The 18,603-nt window shown below is 41.2% G+C and carries 14 protein-coding genes; 7 read left to right on the forward strand and 7 right to left on the reverse strand.

Annotated features, from left to right (window positions below; genetic code table 11):
* Nucleotides 1–76: 76 nt before the first annotated feature.
* A complete protein-coding gene (locus RMZ42_RS14535; RefSeq protein ID WP_322672046.1) occupies nucleotides 77–6,007 on the reverse strand; it encodes an AAA family ATPase in 5,931 nt (1,976 codons plus the stop codon).
* Nucleotides 6,008–6,197: 190 nt separating this feature from the next.
* On the opposite strand from RMZ42_RS14535, the gene RMZ42_RS14540 reads away from it, so the two are divergent.
* The 4 genes from RMZ42_RS14540 (at nucleotide 6,198) to RMZ42_RS14555 (ending at nucleotide 9,209) form a co-directional block, all read left to right on the forward strand.
* Nucleotides 6,198–6,923, forward strand: a complete 726-nt coding sequence (locus RMZ42_RS14540) for a pyridoxine 5'-phosphate synthase (RefSeq protein WP_322672047.1) — start codon at nucleotides 6,198–6,200, stop codon at nucleotides 6,921–6,923.
* Nucleotides 6,924–7,162: 239 nt separating this feature from the next.
* The gene (locus RMZ42_RS14545; RefSeq protein WP_322672048.1) at nucleotides 7,163–7,882 is read left to right on the forward strand and encodes a SnoaL-like polyketide cyclase; all 720 of its coding nucleotides are present in this window, start codon (nucleotides 7,163–7,165) and stop codon (nucleotides 7,880–7,882) included.
* Nucleotides 7,883–7,948: 66 nt separating this feature from the next.
* Nucleotides 7,949–8,278, forward strand: coding sequence for an MgPME-cyclase complex family protein (locus tag RMZ42_RS14550; RefSeq protein WP_322672049.1), 330 nt, complete (start codon nucleotides 7,949–7,951; stop codon nucleotides 8,276–8,278).
* Between the two features lie 277 nt (nucleotides 8,279–8,555).
* The gene (locus RMZ42_RS14555) at nucleotides 8,556–9,209 is read left to right on the forward strand and encodes a hypothetical protein (RefSeq protein WP_322672050.1); all 654 of its coding nucleotides are present in this window, start codon (nucleotides 8,556–8,558) and stop codon (nucleotides 9,207–9,209) included.
* 276 nt (nucleotides 9,210–9,485) lie between these two features.
* Here RMZ42_RS14555 and RMZ42_RS14560 read toward each other — a convergent pair whose 3' ends face one another.
* From RMZ42_RS14560 to folD, 3 genes are all read right to left on the reverse strand, one after another.
* On the reverse strand, nucleotides 9,486–9,941 hold the full coding sequence (locus tag RMZ42_RS14560) for a divergent PAP2 family protein (RefSeq protein WP_094350479.1): 456 nt from the start codon (nucleotides 9,939–9,941) through the stop codon (nucleotides 9,486–9,488).
* Nucleotides 9,942–10,241: 300 nt separating this feature from the next.
* Complete coding sequence (crtE, locus tag RMZ42_RS14565; RefSeq protein ID WP_322672051.1) at nucleotides 10,242–11,174, reverse strand: geranylgeranyl diphosphate synthase CrtE; 933 nt, start codon at nucleotides 11,172–11,174, stop codon at nucleotides 10,242–10,244.
* 175 nt (nucleotides 11,175–11,349) lie between these two features.
* The gene (gene folD / locus RMZ42_RS14570) at nucleotides 11,350–12,237 is read right to left on the reverse strand and encodes a bifunctional methylenetetrahydrofolate dehydrogenase/methenyltetrahydrofolate cyclohydrolase FolD (protein ID WP_322672052.1); all 888 of its coding nucleotides are present in this window, start codon (nucleotides 12,235–12,237) and stop codon (nucleotides 11,350–11,352) included.
* Nucleotides 12,238–12,439: 202 nt separating this feature from the next.
* Here folD and RMZ42_RS14575 point away from each other — a divergent pair, with 202 nt between their 5' ends.
* The 3 genes from RMZ42_RS14575 to RMZ42_RS14585 all read left to right on the forward strand — a co-directional run bounded on the left by RMZ42_RS14575 (nucleotide 12,440) and on the right by RMZ42_RS14585 (nucleotide 14,594).
* The gene (locus RMZ42_RS14575) at nucleotides 12,440–12,910 is read left to right on the forward strand and encodes a hypothetical protein (RefSeq protein WP_322672053.1); all 471 of its coding nucleotides are present in this window, start codon (nucleotides 12,440–12,442) and stop codon (nucleotides 12,908–12,910) included.
* Nucleotides 12,911–12,931: 21 nt separating this feature from the next.
* Nucleotides 12,932–13,366 (forward strand): NUDIX hydrolase, encoded by a 435-nt coding sequence (locus tag RMZ42_RS14580; protein WP_322672054.1) that lies wholly within the window; start codon nucleotides 12,932–12,934, stop codon nucleotides 13,364–13,366.
* A gap of 124 nt (nucleotides 13,367–13,490) precedes the next feature.
* On the forward strand, nucleotides 13,491–14,594 hold the full coding sequence (locus RMZ42_RS14585) for an AI-2E family transporter (protein ID WP_322672055.1): 1,104 nt from the start codon (nucleotides 13,491–13,493) through the stop codon (nucleotides 14,592–14,594).
* 217 nt (nucleotides 14,595–14,811) lie between these two features.
* Here RMZ42_RS14585 and RMZ42_RS14590 read toward each other — a convergent pair whose 3' ends face one another.
* The 3 genes from RMZ42_RS14590 to RMZ42_RS14600 all read right to left on the reverse strand — a co-directional run bounded on the left by RMZ42_RS14590 (nucleotide 14,812) and on the right by RMZ42_RS14600 (nucleotide 18,381).
* Nucleotides 14,812–15,942, reverse strand: coding sequence for a sensor domain-containing diguanylate cyclase (locus tag RMZ42_RS14590; protein WP_322672056.1), 1,131 nt, complete (start codon nucleotides 15,940–15,942; stop codon nucleotides 14,812–14,814).
* Between the two features lie 478 nt (nucleotides 15,943–16,420).
* Nucleotides 16,421–17,155: an HAD family hydrolase gene (locus tag RMZ42_RS14595; RefSeq protein WP_322672057.1), complete on the reverse strand. Its 735-nt coding sequence runs from the start codon at nucleotides 17,153–17,155 to the stop codon at nucleotides 16,421–16,423.
* 131 nt (nucleotides 17,156–17,286) lie between these two features.
* The gene (locus RMZ42_RS14600) at nucleotides 17,287–18,381 is read right to left on the reverse strand and encodes a 30S ribosomal protein S1 (protein ID WP_322672058.1); all 1,095 of its coding nucleotides are present in this window, start codon (nucleotides 18,379–18,381) and stop codon (nucleotides 17,287–17,289) included.
* Between the last annotated feature and the right edge of the window lie 222 nt (nucleotides 18,382–18,603).

Below are 18,603 nucleotides of genomic sequence, written 5' to 3' on the forward strand. Positions count from 1 at the left end.
GAAAAGTGCTGAGTAAAGTGGAAATTACTCAGCACGGGCTAAACACTCCGCTATCGCTAACAGTACTCAACACTCATTATTGTTGTTGAGTAGAGATTTGAATGACAAACTCTGTACCTTTTCCAAGTTCGGAAGTACAAGAGATCGAACCGCCATGTGCTTCTACCACAATTTGACGAGCGATCGCTAATCCTAATCCAGTGCCTTTTCCTACAGCCTTGGTAGTGAACAAATGGTCAAACACTTTTTGTTTAACCTCCGGTGGCATCCCCACCCCGTTATCAGCAATCTTAATCAAAACATTTTGACCTGAATCTACTACACGAGTTTGAATAGTGATGCAATTGGGGTTGGCAAGAATCGCTTCCAAACTGCGTTCTGTATTGTATTGTTCAAGCGCATCAATGGCATTTGCTAACAAGTTCATAAACACTTGATTAAGTTGTCCCGCAAAGCATTCCACTAGGGGTAGCTTGCCATAATTCTTCACTACCTCAATTGCTGGACGGTTTTCATTAGCTTTTAAACGGTGTCTGAGAATCAGAATAGTACTGTCAATCCCTTCGTGAATATCAAAAGGAACTTTATAATCCTTATCTGCTCTGGAGAAGGTTCGCAAACTGGTACTGATACTACGAATACGGTTAACACCCAATTTCATCGAGTCTAGTAATTTAGGCAAATCTTCGCGTAAATAATTCAAGTCGATGGCATCAATTTCATCTTGAATATCTAAACTGGGATTGGGAAACTTTTGTTGATAAAGATTAATTAGTCCAAACAAATCTTTAACATAATCTTTGGCAGGTTCAATATTACCAGCAATGAAGCCTACAGGATTGTTGATTTCATGGGCAACACCTGCTACCAGATTGCCAAGAGCAGACATTTTTTCATTTTGCACCACTTGCAATTGCATCGTTTTGAGTTCTTCCAACGCTTGTTCCAACTGTTGTTTTTGCTGCTGTAACAATTGTTGTGCTTGTTGGCGTTCAGTGATGTCTTCAGATGTGCTTAGAATGCCAAAAACGTTTCCTTCTCTATCTTTTAGAGGAATTTTATTTGTATTAGACCACTTTTGTGTTCCATCTACTTGCTGCACGGTTTCGATAATGTTGAGTTCCGCTTCCCCAGACTCAATAATGCGGCGATCGCGCGCTACAAAAAAATCTGATTGCTCCTTAGTCCAGCGAAGGTCATAATCTGTTTTCCCAATAACATTTTCTGGCATTCCTAGACCCCAAGTTTGCGTAAATTTATGATTACAGCCTAAATAAACACTATTGCAGTCTTTCCAGAAAACAGATTGTGGAATATTGTCAATAATTAACCGCAAAAATTGTTCCGTCTGTCCCAAGTTTTCTAGAGCATCTTGTGCTTGCTGATAAAGCCTAGCGTTTTCTAGGGAGATTGCAGCTTGAGTACATAATAGATTGAGAATTTCGACGCGATCGCTACTAAACGCCCCAGTCATCAGATTGTTTTCTAAATATAAAATCCCTAAGAGTTTTCCTTGATAGAGAATCGGCGTACACAGCAAGCTTTTGGGTTGCTGACGAATAATATAGGGATCGGCTATTAGCGCTGGATGCAATGTTGTATCAAAGATAACGGTAGATTGCAAGTTACGTTTAACGGCGTAAATTAGACTATGGGGAACGTCTGCACTATCTTCCACAAAAATGGACTGTAACACTGTTGATTGTTGCCCAACTTGAGCCATCGCCTCAACTAGCAATCTATCTTCTTTAAGCAGTAGTAATGTACACTTATCTGCTCCAGCATTTTCAATCACTACTTGTAGCAGCTTCGTAAGTAATTTATCTAATTCAATTTCACTGGAGAGAGCCTGAGAAGCTTTTAAAACTGTTGCCAAATCTAGCATTACTGATGTATTGCTGCTAGATGTTACTGATTTATGAATGCTTGGGTGGAAGGTAGTAATGCTGTCAATATTTGCGATTGTGTCATTGGGTGTGAGTGGCGATCGCCTCTGTTGTAAAATTGGGGCTAACAGTTGTGGATAACGCTGTTCTAGGTCATCGACTTTAGCTTTAGCATCCCAACGGGTGTAGCAATAGTAAGCATTAATTAAATACTCTTGAGCAATGCGTTCTTTGCCCCATTCTAAATAAAACTTGGCTGCAAGCTCGTTGGCGAGAGCTTCTTCGTTGACATATTCGTTTTCTTTGGCTTTAGCAATGGCGCGATCGTATGACTCGATTGCATCCATATATTTACCAGAAATTCTTGCTATTTCCGCAGATAACAAGAGATATCGATGTAGAAAGTTGTCTGGGCAACTATTCGCCCAGTTTTTCTGAATTTGTTGATGCTCTCGAATAATGTCCCAATACTGCTTTTTCTTCTCTAATGTCACATTGGGATAAAGAGCTATCAAGCTGAGTGGATAATAGAAATGATACTGAATAATTGGGAAAAAACCAGAGTTACAACCAAGAGTTTTCTCAGCTTCTTCTGCTGCTTGCACAGCATCTACGTAACGACCATAAAGGTACGACAATTGGATTTTAAGAAAGCAGTACCAATTAATTCCATGATCGAAGTTATTTTTCTGTCTCCATACTTCGATATAGGGAATATCTTCGTCGTTGCGATCGCCTAATAAATCGGTATTTTTAGATATATCTTGCAGATTTAATAAAAACTGCTGCTGTAAAGTAAATGCATATAGCATATTGGCATCATTAACCTGTTGGACATAACTCAGATATTTTTCAGTTTCCGCGTAAACATCTGAGAGGCGATCGCCTTTAATTAACATCGCCCAAATCAAAAACGAAACGGCCCAAACACCAAACACCAAATTTCCTGTTTCTTGACATATTTGGAATGATTGTTGAGAAAGTGGCAAATTCGTTTTCAAATGCTGATTATAGGGATTAATCGTGTGTGCAAAGATATTATTGGTCTTAAAAATAAATTGAGTACTATTAAAGTGACGATCGAGTTTTAGTGCTAATGTACCGAACTCATAAGCAGTTTGATAATTTCCTTGATTTGCCAGACTCATCCCATATATACAGTAAGCAAAACCAGAGCTTTCTGCATTGCCATATTTAAACGATAAATTGATCGTTAATAGAGGAACCAAGCAACTGAGGTATCGATCTCCTCCCATATAAGCTGCTGCCCAAAGGTCAGCTAAAATACCCATACAAACCTTCTTCTCTGAATCTGTCATCTCAGGCAGATCGAATAAATCTGATATGCGAATCGTTTGCAGTTTAGCTTTTAATTCTTGAAGTTCGGTTTCGATAACAGCTTGCTGTTCTTCAGGAGTGACTAGCAGATTCATTCCCATAATGCTCAAACCTTTTACTCCAGCTTCAATACTAGCTGCTATATTTTCACCCTGAGTCATTCTCAGATACATCTGAATCCTATAAATCTCTACTTGCTCAAACCTATCTTGGCTTTGAGCTAACGCTATCTCAAATAATTTCTCGGCTTGGTCAAAGCTGCCAGTTAGATATTCACATTCTGCGGATTCTCGATGTAATTCAAATGCAATTTTATAATTAACTAACCAACTTTCTGCTATCAGCAAGCTTCTACCCAATGTAAAATATTTTAGGGCTGCTTTATAAGCAGTAGAAGCTTTTGCTTTCTTACCAGCAATTAGATTCAGTTGAGCAAGTTCATATCTTTGAGATTGCCCATCAATTATGTCAATTCCCTCATTTAGCTGATTAACAATATCAAAAATGCTGGTTTCAAGCTCTTCGGGTGATGTATTGTTTAACAGTAATTGCCCAATCTTGAAATGAGTAGCTTTTCGTTGAGATTCAGGGATAAGAGAATAAGCCGCTTGCTGAACGCGGTCATGAAGAAATCTGTAAGAGCAAGAATCAGGAAAATTGTGTTGCTGAAATTCGGAGTTTTGAATTCTCAATTCAGACTCGTCATGATAGAACTTGTAAACTTCATTGGTAGGAATAATCAACCCATCTTGCAAAGCTTTCCAAAAGTCTGCGGCTGTTTCGACTTGGGATTTTTCATGGACGATCGCTAACGTCGCTAAATCAAATTGATTTCCTACACAAGCCGCTAACTTCAAAACTTCTTGAGTTTTTGCTGACAATTTCTGAAGCTGAATTGCCATAAACTCTACTACATCATCGGTAAGAGCGAGCGATCGCACCTGAGCAATATCACATTCCCAATAACCACCATTAAAATTAAATGTAATTAGTTTATCTTGATGTAGCGCTTTGAGAAACTGGGTGCTGAAGAAAGGATTTCCTTTAGTTTTGCTCAATACTAATTCTGTTAGAGGTGTGGCTAAAGCTAAAGAGCAACTCAATGTATCTGCAACCAAATGATTGATAGAAACTCGATCGAGAGGTAATAAAGTAATCGTATTGACTGTAGCATCTAACTTTTGAATCTCTTCTAAAGTCAGTATCAGGGGATGTACTGGGTTGACTTCGTTATCTCGATAAGCACCAATTAACAATAAATAGCCGATGTCAGCTTCGCTCATTAACAAGTGCATTAAGTTTAAAGAAGCAGCATCTGCCCATTGCAGATCGTCAATAAAGATCGCTAATGGATGCTCTGATGCAGTGAAGACTTGAGTGAATTTCAAAAACAGCGAATTGAAGCGATTTTGGGCTGCACCACCAGAGAGTTCTGGCGCAGGAGGCTGTTTACCAATCATACTTTCCAGTTCTGGAATCACCTCAATCATCACTTGTCCGTGTTCACCCAAAGCAGAAATAATTTTGCGCTTCCATTGCTGGAATTGGGCGTCAGTTTCACTTAGCAGTTGCCTGATTAAGTCTCGAAAGGCTTGCACAAAGGCAGAGAAAGGGATGTTGCGCTGGAACTGGTCAAATTTACCTTTAATGAAATAACCCCGTTGTCGCACAATTGGCTTGTGGACTTCGTTCACCACAGCAGTTTTGCCAATGCCAGAAAAGCCCGCTACCAACATAATTTCAGTGCTTCCCTGGCTGACTCTCTCAAAGGCATCCAGTAAATTTTGAACTTCGGCTTGGCGACCGTAGAGCTTTTCTGGGATGATGAAGCGATCGCAAATATCCCGCTCACCCAATTGAAAGGATTTAACCCTGCCAATTTCTTGCAATTGAGACAAACATTTTTCTAAATCAAATTTCAGCCCTAATGCACTCTGATAGCGGTCTTCAGCATTTTTCGCCATCAATTTCATCACAATCCCACAAAGAACTTCGGGAATAGATTCTTCATTTTTGAATTTTGAGTCGCACCTTTGGTGCGCTTCCAGCGCAACTTGAATTTTGAATTGCTCTGGAAGCTTTGCAATATGACAGTGAACCAACTCCATCGGATCGTTAGACTCAAAAGGCAGATGTCCAGCCAGCAATTCATAGAAGGTAACGCCGAGGGAATAGTAATCACTGCGATAGTCAATTCCACGATTCATCCGCCCGGTTTGTTCTGGAGAAAGGTAAGCGAGAGTACCTTCTAAGACGTTGGGACTGTGAATTTCGCGGGTTTCTCTAGGTAAAAGAGAGGCAATACTAAAGTCAATTAACTTGACTTGCTTAGTTTCCGGGTTGATGAGGATATTGGCAGGCTTAATATCTTTGTGGATAACCTGATGGCGGTATAGTCCGTCAAGAATATTACTTAGAGCGATCGCAATATCCAAAAACTCTGTCAAAGTATATTGATTGCTGGCCATTTTTTGGTTGAGCCAATCTCTGAGGGAAATACCACCAAAATCCTCCATCACCAAAGCATAGCTGTTGCGGTAAGGTTCCAGGCTGTAGGGATGAACAATACCGGGTAGGTCAAGATTTTTAGCAATAGTGTACTGATTACGGAACAGCAGCAGTTCATTGAAGTTAGGATACTCTTGCTGGAGCAGTTTAATCACAACCGGAAGTCGATCCGCCTCTCGAATAGCACGGTAAACTACGGTTCTAGAGCCTGCATAAAGTTGTTCGCTAATTTGATAGTTCAAAAGCTTGTCCATCGGCTCAACTGCTGTATTCATACTTCATCAACTCTTGTGAAATCAGCTATTTATTTAAAGTAGTTTGCCCAAGAATAAGCTTTTGCTAACTCAGTTTTCTTTTAAACAATCGCATTGTACGCGTGTAATCTATCTGTAGCTCCTTCAGCAAAACTACGCTATTTCCAGTAAAATCAAATTCTAAGGACTGTGGATTTGGGAGAAATTTGGGGTGCCTACACTTGGCGTTAACATTGACCACATCGCCACTATCCGGCAAGCGCGGCGGACAGTGGAACCAGACCCAGTAGCGGCGGCGGTACTGGCAGAATTAGCAGGTGCAGATGGAATTACGGTGCATCTGCGTGAAGATCGGCGACATATCCAAGATCGGGATGTGCGGATATTGCGGCAAACAGTGCGATCGCATCTTAATTTAGAAATGGCCGCTACAGATGAAATGCTGGCGATCGCTCTCGATATCAAACCAGATTACGTGACTTTAGTCCCCGAAAAGCGCGAAGAAGTCACAACAGAAGGCGGACTAGATATTGCCCTCCAAATTGCTAGAATAGGTGAGATAGTCGATAAATTGCAAAGCGCTAGCATTCCAGTTAGTTTATTTATCGATGCCCAACCAGCACAAATTGAAGCATCTGTCAAGACACAGGCGCAGTTTATTGAATTGCACACCGGACAATATGCTGAGGCTAAAGATGAAACAAATCGCCAGCGAGAATTAGCCATATTAGCAAAAGGGTGTGAACAAGCGATTCAAGCCGGATTGCGAGTTAACGCTGGTCACGGACTCACCTACTGGAACGTCTATCCGGTGGCTGCGCTTCCAGGCATGGAAGAACTGAACATTGGTCATACCATCATCAGTCGGGCAGCATTAGTAGGTATGGAAAGGGCAGTCCGCGAGATGAAACAAGCTATAAGGGGGGATGGGGAATAGGGCATGGGGCATTGGGCATTGGGCATTGGGCATTGGGCATTGGGCATTGGGCTTTAGGAGTGCTGAGTGCTGAGTTAGGAGTTAGGAGTTTTGTTTATCTCCTTGTCTCCTTGTCCCCTAACTCCCTCGCTCCCTCATCTCCCTGCTCCCCTGCCCCCTACTCCCTGCTCCCTATATAAAAAGAGGGGTTGTCACTGCGAAATCTAGAAATTGGGATCGAATCTTCAGCAAAAACTTCTATGAGCGCAACACAATCTAACAACCTGCCACTTTGGGTACAGGATCGGGATAAGGTGATAGCAGAAAGTACTGATGTCAAGTGGCGCTATCAGACACCGCCTGATTATTCCCGTTCAAAAGAGAATCTTGCTAAAGAAAGTATCTATAATCATCTTGAAGGAACACTGGAAGCGATCGTGCAAAACTTGGTGAGAACCTTCGAGATGGAGGTATCCTTCAAAGCTAACCCGCAAGAGTGGTTATCTATTGTGAATGACAACTTTCGCGTCAGTACCAATGGCGGAGTAGAGTATACCGCAGCAGATTTATCAGCCCAAGGTACTTACAATCTATTTATGCCTGATTCAGAGCATTACAAAGCTTCAGAAGAAAGCTTTGAATCATCCGCAAAAGTCTTCCACACAACATTTCCTCAAGGATTTCCTTGGGAAGTGCTGGAAGTTTTCTCAGGGCCACCGAATGTAACATTTAAATGGCGGCATTGGGGACATTTTAACGGAGAATATAAAGACCATGCACCTACTGGAGAAACAATAGAAATTATCGGTATGAGCATTGCAAAAGTTACCGATGACTTGAAGGTTATTTCCTTAGAACATTACTTCGACAATAATCTGTTCTTGGAAAAGCTAACATCTGGTGGCAAACAGACAAAATCTGAAAACCAGAAAAGTGCTTGTCCGTTCAGTTCTTGGTTCAAGAAATCCCAGAAAAGTTAGTTAGTTTTGTCAGGGTACAGAGTCACTGTGCCCTGAAATTATTCACATAGCAAGCAAAGGATGAAAATGCAAACATACCATTACGTTTTGGCAAGTCACCGCTTTCTTCTCGAAGAAGAACCGATACACGAAGTTCTCAAAGAACGCACCCGTAACTACCACGAACAAGAAAAAGAAATAGATTTTTGGTTAGTTGAGCAACCAGCTTTCTTGGAAACACCGCAGTTTAAAGAGCTAAAAGCAAAATGTCCCCAACCAGCAGTAGCAATTATTTCTACAAATCCTCAATTTATTACTTGGTTAAAACTGCGTTTAGAGTACGTTATTACTGGCGAATTCCAGGCTCCTTCTGAGGCAATACCAGATGCTTTGGCATCGCTTACTACCGTATCTTAGGCATAGCGCATTCGACATTGGGCATGGAGAAAAGATAAGGAAGATGGGGAAACAAGGGAGATTGTTCAATAATTCTCCCTTGTCCCCTTGTCTGCTCTGCTCCCCTGCCCCTCTGCCCCTCTGCCCCTCTGCCTCTTCCCCCACTCCCTGATTTTATTTTTGAGTAACAAAATATATTTTTTGACACATATTTCATCACCATACTGAAGTAGCTAGGTTTTCAGCTTTTTTCTTATAAAATCTTCTAGGACACCTTAATTTACATAATCTAACTTTTGTGCATAGATTTCAGAATTTCCCAAGTGTTTTAGGATTAGCGATTGTAGGGTTGATTGGTGGCATGAGTTCTGTACTTGCTCAAAAAACCATTCCCTCTTGTCAACCACCAAATGCGGGTGAGTATCTTTTATTAGTAGTCAGTCCCACAGCAAATAATCAAAAGCAGTTACGTAGCGCTTTACCACCTGAACTTAAAACTATCACCTGCAAATATCTCAACGAAACTGTGACGCGAGTCGGGGGCTTTAACAAAATTGATGATGCTAATCGTTGGGCAAGATATGTCAGCAATATTGTTGGCTTGTCTGCCATAATTACTACTCGACCAACGACAACGGCAGATGTGCAGCCACAATCACAGCCCAAACCACCTCAGCAGACAGTCAGCTATAATCCTCAAGCATTAGGAGAAGGTTATGCAGTACTGGTAGATTATTATAACCGTCCAGAACTAGTAAATAGTGTGCAGCAAGTGGTCGGAGGTAACGTCGGTTTTGTTTCTTATGGACAACGCCCTTACTTGCTAGCAGTTTATACCACTAACCAAACTGAAGCGTATAATACATTGCAAAAGCTAAACAATGGCGGTTTCGTTGCCAGCCTAGTAGATAGTCGTAAAGTGATTCTGCTGCGCTCGACTGTGCGGTTTTAGCGATCTTAAGTTCACTGGTATCCTGAAGCGACATACCAGAGTGGTAATTTGTCAATTGACCTAATTTGTGATTTTAAATTCAAAATTTCAAAGGGTTTTCAGCGAATATATTTATACTCGCTTTGCGTGAGGCAAGTTCTTTGGAACAAATCCTTTCATTCTTAATTCCCTAAATTTATTCACGGGGTAAATTTAAAATCCAAAATTCAAAATTGATTGACAAATTACCAGTTATTAATTATCAATAGCCCTCAAACAAAGATTTATTGCTCTAGTTTAATAAGCAGACCTAGCTAACCAATAGATGGTTATACCCAAAGCCGATCCAGCGATTACTTGAACTGGTGTATGTCCGAGTAATTCTTTCAGACGGTCTTGGCTAAAGTCTGGTTTTTCATGGAATAATTCATCAATCATTTGATTGAGAATACGAGCTTGCTTGCCAGCTGCTTGGCGAACTCCGGCTGCATCATACATTACAATGATGGCAAAAACGATCGCAACGGCAAAATCAGGAGATGCCCAACCCAGTGTTTGCCCTACACCAGCGGCTAAAGCCGTAACCAGAGCCGAATGGGCACTGGGCATACCTCCGGTTGTCACCAAAACACGCACATTCAGTTTGCGATGTTTGACGATCTCAACTACGAGCTTTAATGCTTGAGCAATTAAACAAGCTACCAGAGCAACCAGCAGTACCCGGTTGTCTAAAATGTTGCCTATGTCCTGCATGTTATTTTGGTTAGGTTAGTAAATATTAGCAGCAGTTGTTGGTTGAGGAAACATTTAGATTCAACCCAAAATCCAAAATTAATCTATCACGTTAGAAAAAGACCAGCGATTCAAAATAACCTAAAAGCTTATCAAGTAAGCTTTTATAATTTTGAATCAGTGAATTTTTAATTTCGTTGGGCAGTAGTAGTACAGTATGGTGTAAATAAACCACCCATTCCCAATCAATGAAACGCTTGCGGTATAGGAATTACGAATTACGAATTACGAATTACGAATTACGAATTACCTAAAGCGTTACTAGTTATTACGGCTGATAATAAAATGAGCGATCGCTTGGAGTGGTTTAGCTCTGTCTCCAAATGGTTCTAATTCCACACAAGCTTCTTTAACTAGCTCTTGGGCAATTGATCGCGATTCCTCAAGTCCCCAAAGGCTGGGATAGGTAACTTTCTGAGCTTTTTGGTCTTTACCAGCTGTTTTACCTAATTGTTCTTGGGTAGAAGTGATATCCAAAATATCATCGATGATTTGGAATGCTAGCCCAATATTTTGAGCATAACGGGTTAGTCGCTGCACATCTTCAGGTGATGCATTAGCAATCAGCCCGCCACAAACTACGCAAGCTTCCAAAAGGGCGGCTGTTTTGTGTTTATGAATAAAATTTAGGGTTTCTAAGGAAATATCAGATTTACCTTCCGACTCTAAATCGACAACTTGACCGCCGACCAAACCACTTGCCCCCAAGGCTCGGCCAAGACGGGCAATAACCTGCAAGACCACCTCTCTCTTAACACTTTGGGGGGTTTGAATGGCAACAGACTCAAAAGCAAGAGCCAACAAGCCATCCCCAGCCAAAATCGCTACATCTTCCCCATAGACTTTATGATTCGTCAGCTTTCCACGGCGGTAATCGTCATTATCCATCGCTGGCAGGTCGTCATGAATCAACGACATTGTATGGAGCATCTCCACAGCACAAGCTGTTGGCATGGCCATGTCAATGGTTCCACCCATCATTTCACAGGTGGCAAGGCAAAGAATGGGACGTACACGCTTACCTCCAGCTAATAACGAGTAGCGCATCGCCTCATAAATCTTTTCTGGATAAATAACCGAGATAGACCGATCCAAAGCATTATCACAAAGCTTTTGTCGCTCTTTTAAATAAGCTGCTAAGTTAAATGTGGCTTCTTCTGGTGGTGTCTTTTGGACGTTATCAGTTGCTACCATTCTTTAATTCCTGACATTTTGCGATTTTTGCCTTATACGTCACAATTTTAAGGTGCTGGGGGACTGAAAAAAATGAAGAGTTAAGAGTTAGGAGTTAGGAATTAGGAGTTAGGAGTTAACAACTCTTAACTTTTAACTGATCGCTTTCAACTTTTAACTCATCACTCCTCACTCCTCACTCTTTTTCTTCTTTTGCCGCTCTAGAATAGCTAGCAAATGTATTTTCCAACAATATGGCAACAGTCATCGGGCCAACACCACCAGGAACTGGGGTGATAAATCCTGCGACATCAGCGGTGGATTCAAAATGGACATCGCCAATGAGACGACTTTTGCCATTAGCATCGGTGACGCGATTCATCCCCACATCTACCACAACAGCGCCCGGTTTCACCATATCAGCAGAGATCAATCCGGGATGACCTACTGCTGCAATTAGAATATCAGCATTTTGGGTGATGGTTTTGAGGTCATGCGATCGCGAGTGAGCGATCGTGACTGTGGCATCAGCTTCTAATAGCATCAGCGCCATCGGTTTACCCACCAAAATACTGCGCCCTACCACTACTGCCTGTTTTCCCTGCAAAGGAATCTCATATTCTTGTAAAAGCCGCATCACACCAGCCGGGGTGCAGCTACGTAAACCGCTTTCTCCCCGTACTAGTCGCCCCAAGTTAACTGGATGCAGTCCATCAGCATCTTTATCGGGATCGATTTGATGTAGTAGAGTTACAGCATCCAAGTGGTTAGGTAAGGGCAACTGCACAAGAATGCCATCCACTCTTTCATCGTGGTTGAGTGCAGCAATTACCTCTTCTAACTCTTGGAGAGTAGTTTCGGCAGGAAAATGCTTACCAAAAGAAGCGATCCCAACTTTAGCGCAGGCTTTTTCTTTATTGCGTACATAAGCGGCTGACGCTGGATTATCACCAACCATCAACACTGCTAAACCAGGTGGTCGTCCAATTTTTGGTTGTAATTGTGTAATGGCAACAGAAAGTTCTTGCTGAATTTTTGCAGCTAATGCTTTCCCATCAAGGATTTTGGCAGTTTTGGTTTCCATGAAAATTCCCAGCTATGTTCGCTTTTTGTCCAAAGTCCAAAATGAAAATATTGATTTTTAACTCTTGACTTTCGACTATTATTGTGTTGCTGTTTGATGTCGTAGCGTTTCTCTCACAGTAAATTCATAATGTTTATTTTCTCAGATCAACGGCATCATCTGAAGAATAAAGAATTAGGAAGTGGGGAAGAGCAGGAGAAGAATGCCCAATGCCCAATGCCCAATGCCCGATACCCAAAATAAATTGATGGCTTTTATGCGACAAATAAAAAATTTATCTCTTTCGTTCTTGTACGGGCACAGTATTGTTCCTTACCGTTTGGGGTTAATTTTTTTCCTGATCGCAGGACTTTGTAGTTGTGGTAACTTGACATCGCCTGGTTTGCGTGGTGCTGGCTTAAAAATTGGTACAAATGTCACTCCAATTGGAGAGATTAAACCAAAACAAGACAATCAGGCTATAGTTTACATCCAAGGTCAGGTAGAAAAGCAAGCTCCCCTGATCGAACAGTGGGCTTATAAAATTAAGGACTCAACGGGCAAAATTTGGGTTGTCACCAATCAAAAAAATCTGGGTGAAGGTTCAGAAGTTGTAATTAAGGGTAAAGTTCGCTACCGAAGTATTCCCTTAGCTGGCAAAGAATTGGGGGAAGTTTATTTAGAAGAAGAATAATTAAAAATTAAAAATAAAGATATGAACAATCAACAGGTGCACGTAGCGATCGCAATTCTCTACCATAAAAACAAGTTTCTCATGCAGTTGCGTGACAACATCCCCGGTATTCTCTACCCTGGTTACTGGGCGCTGTTTGGCGGTCACATCGAACCTGGTGAAACGCCAGATGTAGCGGTAAAACGAGAAATTTTAGAAGAAATAGGCTATAATCTACCACCCTTTGTTGAATTTGGCTGTTATCCCAACGAAAGAGTTGTCCGTCATGTCTTTCATGCACCACTCTTGGTGGAATTAAATCAACTGGTTCTGAATGAGGGCTGGGATATGGCGTTATTTACGCCAGAAGATATTCGCCAAGGTAACTATTATTCACAAAATGCTGGCGAAGTGCGACCTTTAGGGGCAATGCATCAGAAAATTATGTTGGATTTTATTGAGAAAAATCCAACATAATTTGGGGATTAGTCATTTGTCATTTGTCATTTGTCATTGGGCACGAGAGGCAGAGGTACTGCTCCCCACTTCCCACATCCCTAGAAGCCAAAATAAAGTTAAAACTCTTATGAGGTGATCGCTAATGCAATCAGCAAACAAACTGCCGCGATGGTTAACTATAGGATTGGCATTTCCCATTGCCATTCTCAACGGCTGGCTATTGCTCCAACTTATACAGTATTTTCAACCCTTAGTTAGCGTTATCGCCGCCGCCATCCTACTAGCTTTTGTCTTGAACTATCCAATCCAGTTTCTCCAGGAACAAGGAGTGAAACCCAACTTAGCGATCGGGGGAGTGTTACTTTTGACTCTGGTGGTTTTAGTAGCTTTAGGCATCACCTTAGTTCCCCTGATTATTCAACAGCTCGTTGAACTGGCTAATATTTTGCCCAGTTGGATTGATTCTGGTACTCAGCAGCTGCAAGCTTTTCAAGATTGGGCGTTAAGTCAACAGCAACTTCCGATTAATTTAAGTGGTTTATTCACCCAAGTTCTGGAACGATTATCTAACCAACTTCAGTCCTTCACTGGTAGAATTCTTGGTTTTGCTGTCGATACCATTGGTATTGTCCTCAATGTGCTGCTGGCGGTAGTGCTGACTATCTACCTAATATTGAATGGTGAACGTCTTTGGGACGGAATTTTTCAGTGGTTTCCCCCTAATATTGGGCCAAGAGTACGAGAATTACTGCGAGAGGATTTCCACAATTACTTCATCGGTCAAGCAACATTGGGAGCTGTGTTAGGGGTGACAATTACTCTAGTGTTTTTGGCGCTGCAAGTTCCCCTAGCTTTACTTTTTGGTATTGGTATTGGCTTATTTTCACTTTTCCCCTTTGGTACGGGGGTAGGTATCGCCATAGTAAGTTTGTTGGTAGCGCTGCAAAATTTCTGGTTAGGGGTGGAAGTCTTAGGTGTAGCTGTTGCGATCGATCAAATTAATTCTAATATTATTGCACCTCGAATTCTCAGCAATTTGACTGGCTTAAATCCTGTGTGGGTGGTGATTTCTTTATTGCTGGGCGCAAAGTTGGGAGGAGTACTGGGTTTATTAATTGCGATCCCTATTGCCAGCTTTATCAAAGATACAACAGATAGCTGGCAAGCTGGAGAGTTTAATAAGATAGAGGATATAGAGTCAGAACCTGTGACGGTAAAAAGTGAGAGAGCAGGAACTTATACTTAAAACTCTTAACTAAAAAATTGATGATATTGTCCAGCAATCAACTGCAAAATCCTAATTTAGGATGCCAACATCATCTCCAGAAATTAACGTAATTTAAACGAATACAAAGCTAAAAAGTGTAAATTGAGAATTAGGTCAAGATAGCGGAAGAACTGTCAGGAATGAAAAAAGAGATAAAAAAGCTGAGTATTAACATTAGATATGCTTTATTAAAGGATTAAAAGCTGCTGTTGTTATTGCTAGAACTTCGCTTGGCACGTTTTTGCTGGTACATCAACTCATCTGCCTGGAATATGAGTTTTTCCAATGAAACATCTTCATTGATAACGCACTCTTGAACTCCAATACTCATTGATAGATGATAACTTCTACTTGAATTTTGATTAAATAAATCAATGTTAGTTTGTAGGCGAACACTAATTGCATTCGTACGATCTGAACATTTCGGAATGAATACAACAAACTCATCACCCCCCCATCGGGCAACGATATCAGAATCTCTATAGGTTTGACTTAGTAATTCTGCGGCGTCTACTATTACCCGATCTCCAACTTCATGTCCAAAGGTATCATTGATTTGCTTCAATCCATCTATATCTATAAATAAGAGACAACAGGGCTTTTGTAGCCGATGGGCTAGTTTTAATTGCTGATCTGCAAATAGAAAAAAGCCTCGTCGATTATACACTCCAGTTAATTCATCTGTTAGAGATAAGCGCCTAACTTCTGCCTCAATTTTTTGATGCCCCTCTATTTCTTTTTCTAATGCAGCAGTTCGATTGTGGACTCTTTGTTCTAATTCATTATAAATCTGCACGTTTTCCATTGCGACAGCTGTTGTGTCTGCCAATGCCTGTAATAGCTTTACTTTTTCTTCTGTTGGCTGATGTAACGTTGCCCAATATGTTCCAATTGCACCAATGGGGTTACACGTTCGGATCGGCACCATTGCCAAGCTTTTGACAAAAGTTGGTTGGTAAGCTGCAAATGGAATCCGTTCATCTCCATAAATATCGCTAATCACAACGGGCTGACAGTTTCGCATTGTATGCCCACCAATGCAAATACTCATCGGGAAACGTTGTCCTTTCCATAAAGGAGCGATCGCATCTTCATCTGCGTAATAACATTGATCTCCATCTCGTAGTACAAAACTAGCCCCATCTGCCCCAGTCAACTCACGCGCAGACTTTCGTACAATCTCCATGATTTGTTCTAGCGTCCGTGCTAGTGACAATGCTTGAACAACCTCAATTAAATACTCTATCCCCTGAACATAAGACATTTCAGCTTTGACATCATTAGAATCAGAAATGATGACCGGTGAAGCAGAGCTTTGAAAATTCATGCGCTTCCACCAATAAAAAACGATCGAAAATTAGTTGAGACTGCGATCGAAATTGCAATGTCCTTATTCTCAAAAACAGGACAAACGCATCTTATTTGTATAATGCTTACTCAGCCAAGGTTTAAAACATTATTTATTTTTGGAAATAAAATTTGAAATCCTTGTTGGCTATGGATTACAGAATTTAAATGCGTTTACCCTGATTTTAAAAAATTTATTATTTTATTCTATGAGAGATATTACGGATCTCTTTAACTATCTATCTAAAGAAAGATTGCAAAATTATATTGATATGTTAATTTGAGATGATTTTTGCGAATAAAATAGAAAGCTTCTCAGGTACAGACAGACACTACGGTATATTGACTTGACTTGACACAGATATTCTGTGACATAGATGATTTCTGTGTCATCTGAAAACTAATGTGTCAGAAAACGCCCCAAATGCCGTTTTTGAGTTCATCGAACTTGCATTAAATTAATCCTCTAAAATCTTGATTTCATCAAGTTGATTAATCACCACATCCGCACCTCGGACATTATCTGACTTACCTATCCAAGTGATACCAATACAACCTGCGGCTTTAGCATTACGCGCCATTTGCATATCACCAACTGCATCACCCACCATCAAGGTAGCATTCGGTTCAACTCCCAAAGCTTGGCAAGCTTGCAAAAATAGCACTGGATCTGGTTTACTGGGCCCTTCATCTACGCCCATTTGCAACTGGATATAATTACTTAATTGGTGATTGGCTACAAAATTGCGTACTTCTTCAGTTGTCGCAGCCGAGAGAATGCCAAGTTTTAGACCACCCTCCCGCAGGTATTTCAAAATTTCTAGGCTACCTACAAACAGTGGTGAAGGAGTTTCTCCAATGTATTTTTCCGCTTCATCCAAAGCTTGACGGGCTATTTTTAAGCACTCAAACCATCCTCTTCCTGTTTCGGCAATATATGCCGCAGCCGCAACTTCTGTTTCGCGGCGGCTTGCTACTGATATTAAACCTGCGGGATCTAGAAAATTGCCATTGATGCCAAATGCCATTAATAGGGGTTCCCCAGTTCCAGGAATTTGAGCATCTATTAATCTTGCTGCCTTTTGTGCTAGCGATCGCAAATACGTTTCTGAATCTTCTAGAGTACCGTTTTTATCAAACAAAATTGCCTGGATATTACTAAAAGTGATATTTTTACATTTAATGGTTGCCATAATATTTAACTTCTACTACTTCCAATTCTTAACTTTCACCGATTCTCCACATAAAAAAAGAGGGAAAAACCCTCTTTATAAAAATGATTTAATACTCTTACTTCAAAACAAGTAAAACTATAAAAAATCTATTACTCTTCAATAGCTGCTGGAATTTCCTCTTCAATTTCCGTTGCTGCTGGAATCTCTGTTTCAATTCCCGCAACGACTGGAATATCTTCCTCAAGTTCTGTTGCTGGTGGAATATCTTCGTCAAGCTCTGTTGCTGGTGGAATATCTTCGTCTGCAAGAACTTCCGCAGGTGCAGCCGCAGCAGTAGCACCTTGCTGCTTGGCTAATAGCTGTTCGCGATACTTAGCAGCCATTTCTTCCGCCTTATCGTAGACCAAATCCCGGTTTTTAATCATGTCGCCGGGTTCTGGTTCTAGCTGCTTGGTAGATAGGGAAATGCGACCCCTTTCTGCATCCAAGTCAATGATCATAACTTTCACTTCATCATTGACATTGAACACGCTATGAGGTGTATCAATATGTTCGTGAGAAATCTCAGAAATATGCAGTAGACCACTGACGCCGCCAATGTCGATGAAAGCACCGTAGGGTTTGATACCACGAACAGTACCAATTACTACTTCGCCGACTTCTAGGCGGTTCATCTTGCGCTCAACCAGCGCCCGACGATGAGATAAAACGAGGCGATTACGTTCTTCGTCTACCTCTAGGAATTTCAATGGCAGATCCTCACCTACCAATTCTTCTTTAGGTTTGCGAGTACTAATGTGGGAACCTGGGATAAAGCCACGTAATCCCTCAATTCGTACCAATGCTCCACCGCGATTGGTTGCAAATACGCCAGAACGGACAGTAGCATCTTCTGCTTGCAACTGCCGCACGCGTTCCCAGGCCCGCATATATTCAATACGGCGAATGGAAAGGGTTAATTGACCATCTTCGTTTTCATCGGTAAGGATGAAAAATTCGCGCGTTTCGTTTGACTGTAATACTTCTTCCGGGCTATCCACCCGGTTAATAGACATTTCTTGTATAGGTATATATGCTGCGGTTTTAGCACCAATGTCAATCAGAGCGCCGCGCGGCTCTATACTGAAAACTGTTCCTGGCACAACATCGCCAGGGCTAAAATGATAATCGTATTTGTCAAGTAGAGCAGCGAAATCTTCGTGAGTGAATCCAATTTCTGTAGCGGTTAAATTCTGATTGACCATGCTGATTTGTTCCTGGTTCTAGTCTCCGTAAAGGTGGTGTGACAAGCGCGATGCTTTATGTAGGCAGTACTATGGCAGCTTACACAAAACATCCTTTTTTATCCTAGCGCACAAAAGCTAGCATTAACACATATCTACTCCCAAGATTGGAAATTATATCACAACATTTGGTCATTGGTCATTGGTCATTGGTCATTGGTCATTGGTCATTGGTCATTGGTC

Source organism: Nostoc sp. DedQUE05, assembly GCF_034530955.1.
In the GTDB taxonomy this organism is placed as follows: domain Bacteria; phylum Cyanobacteriota; class Cyanobacteriia; order Cyanobacteriales; family Nostocaceae; genus Nostoc.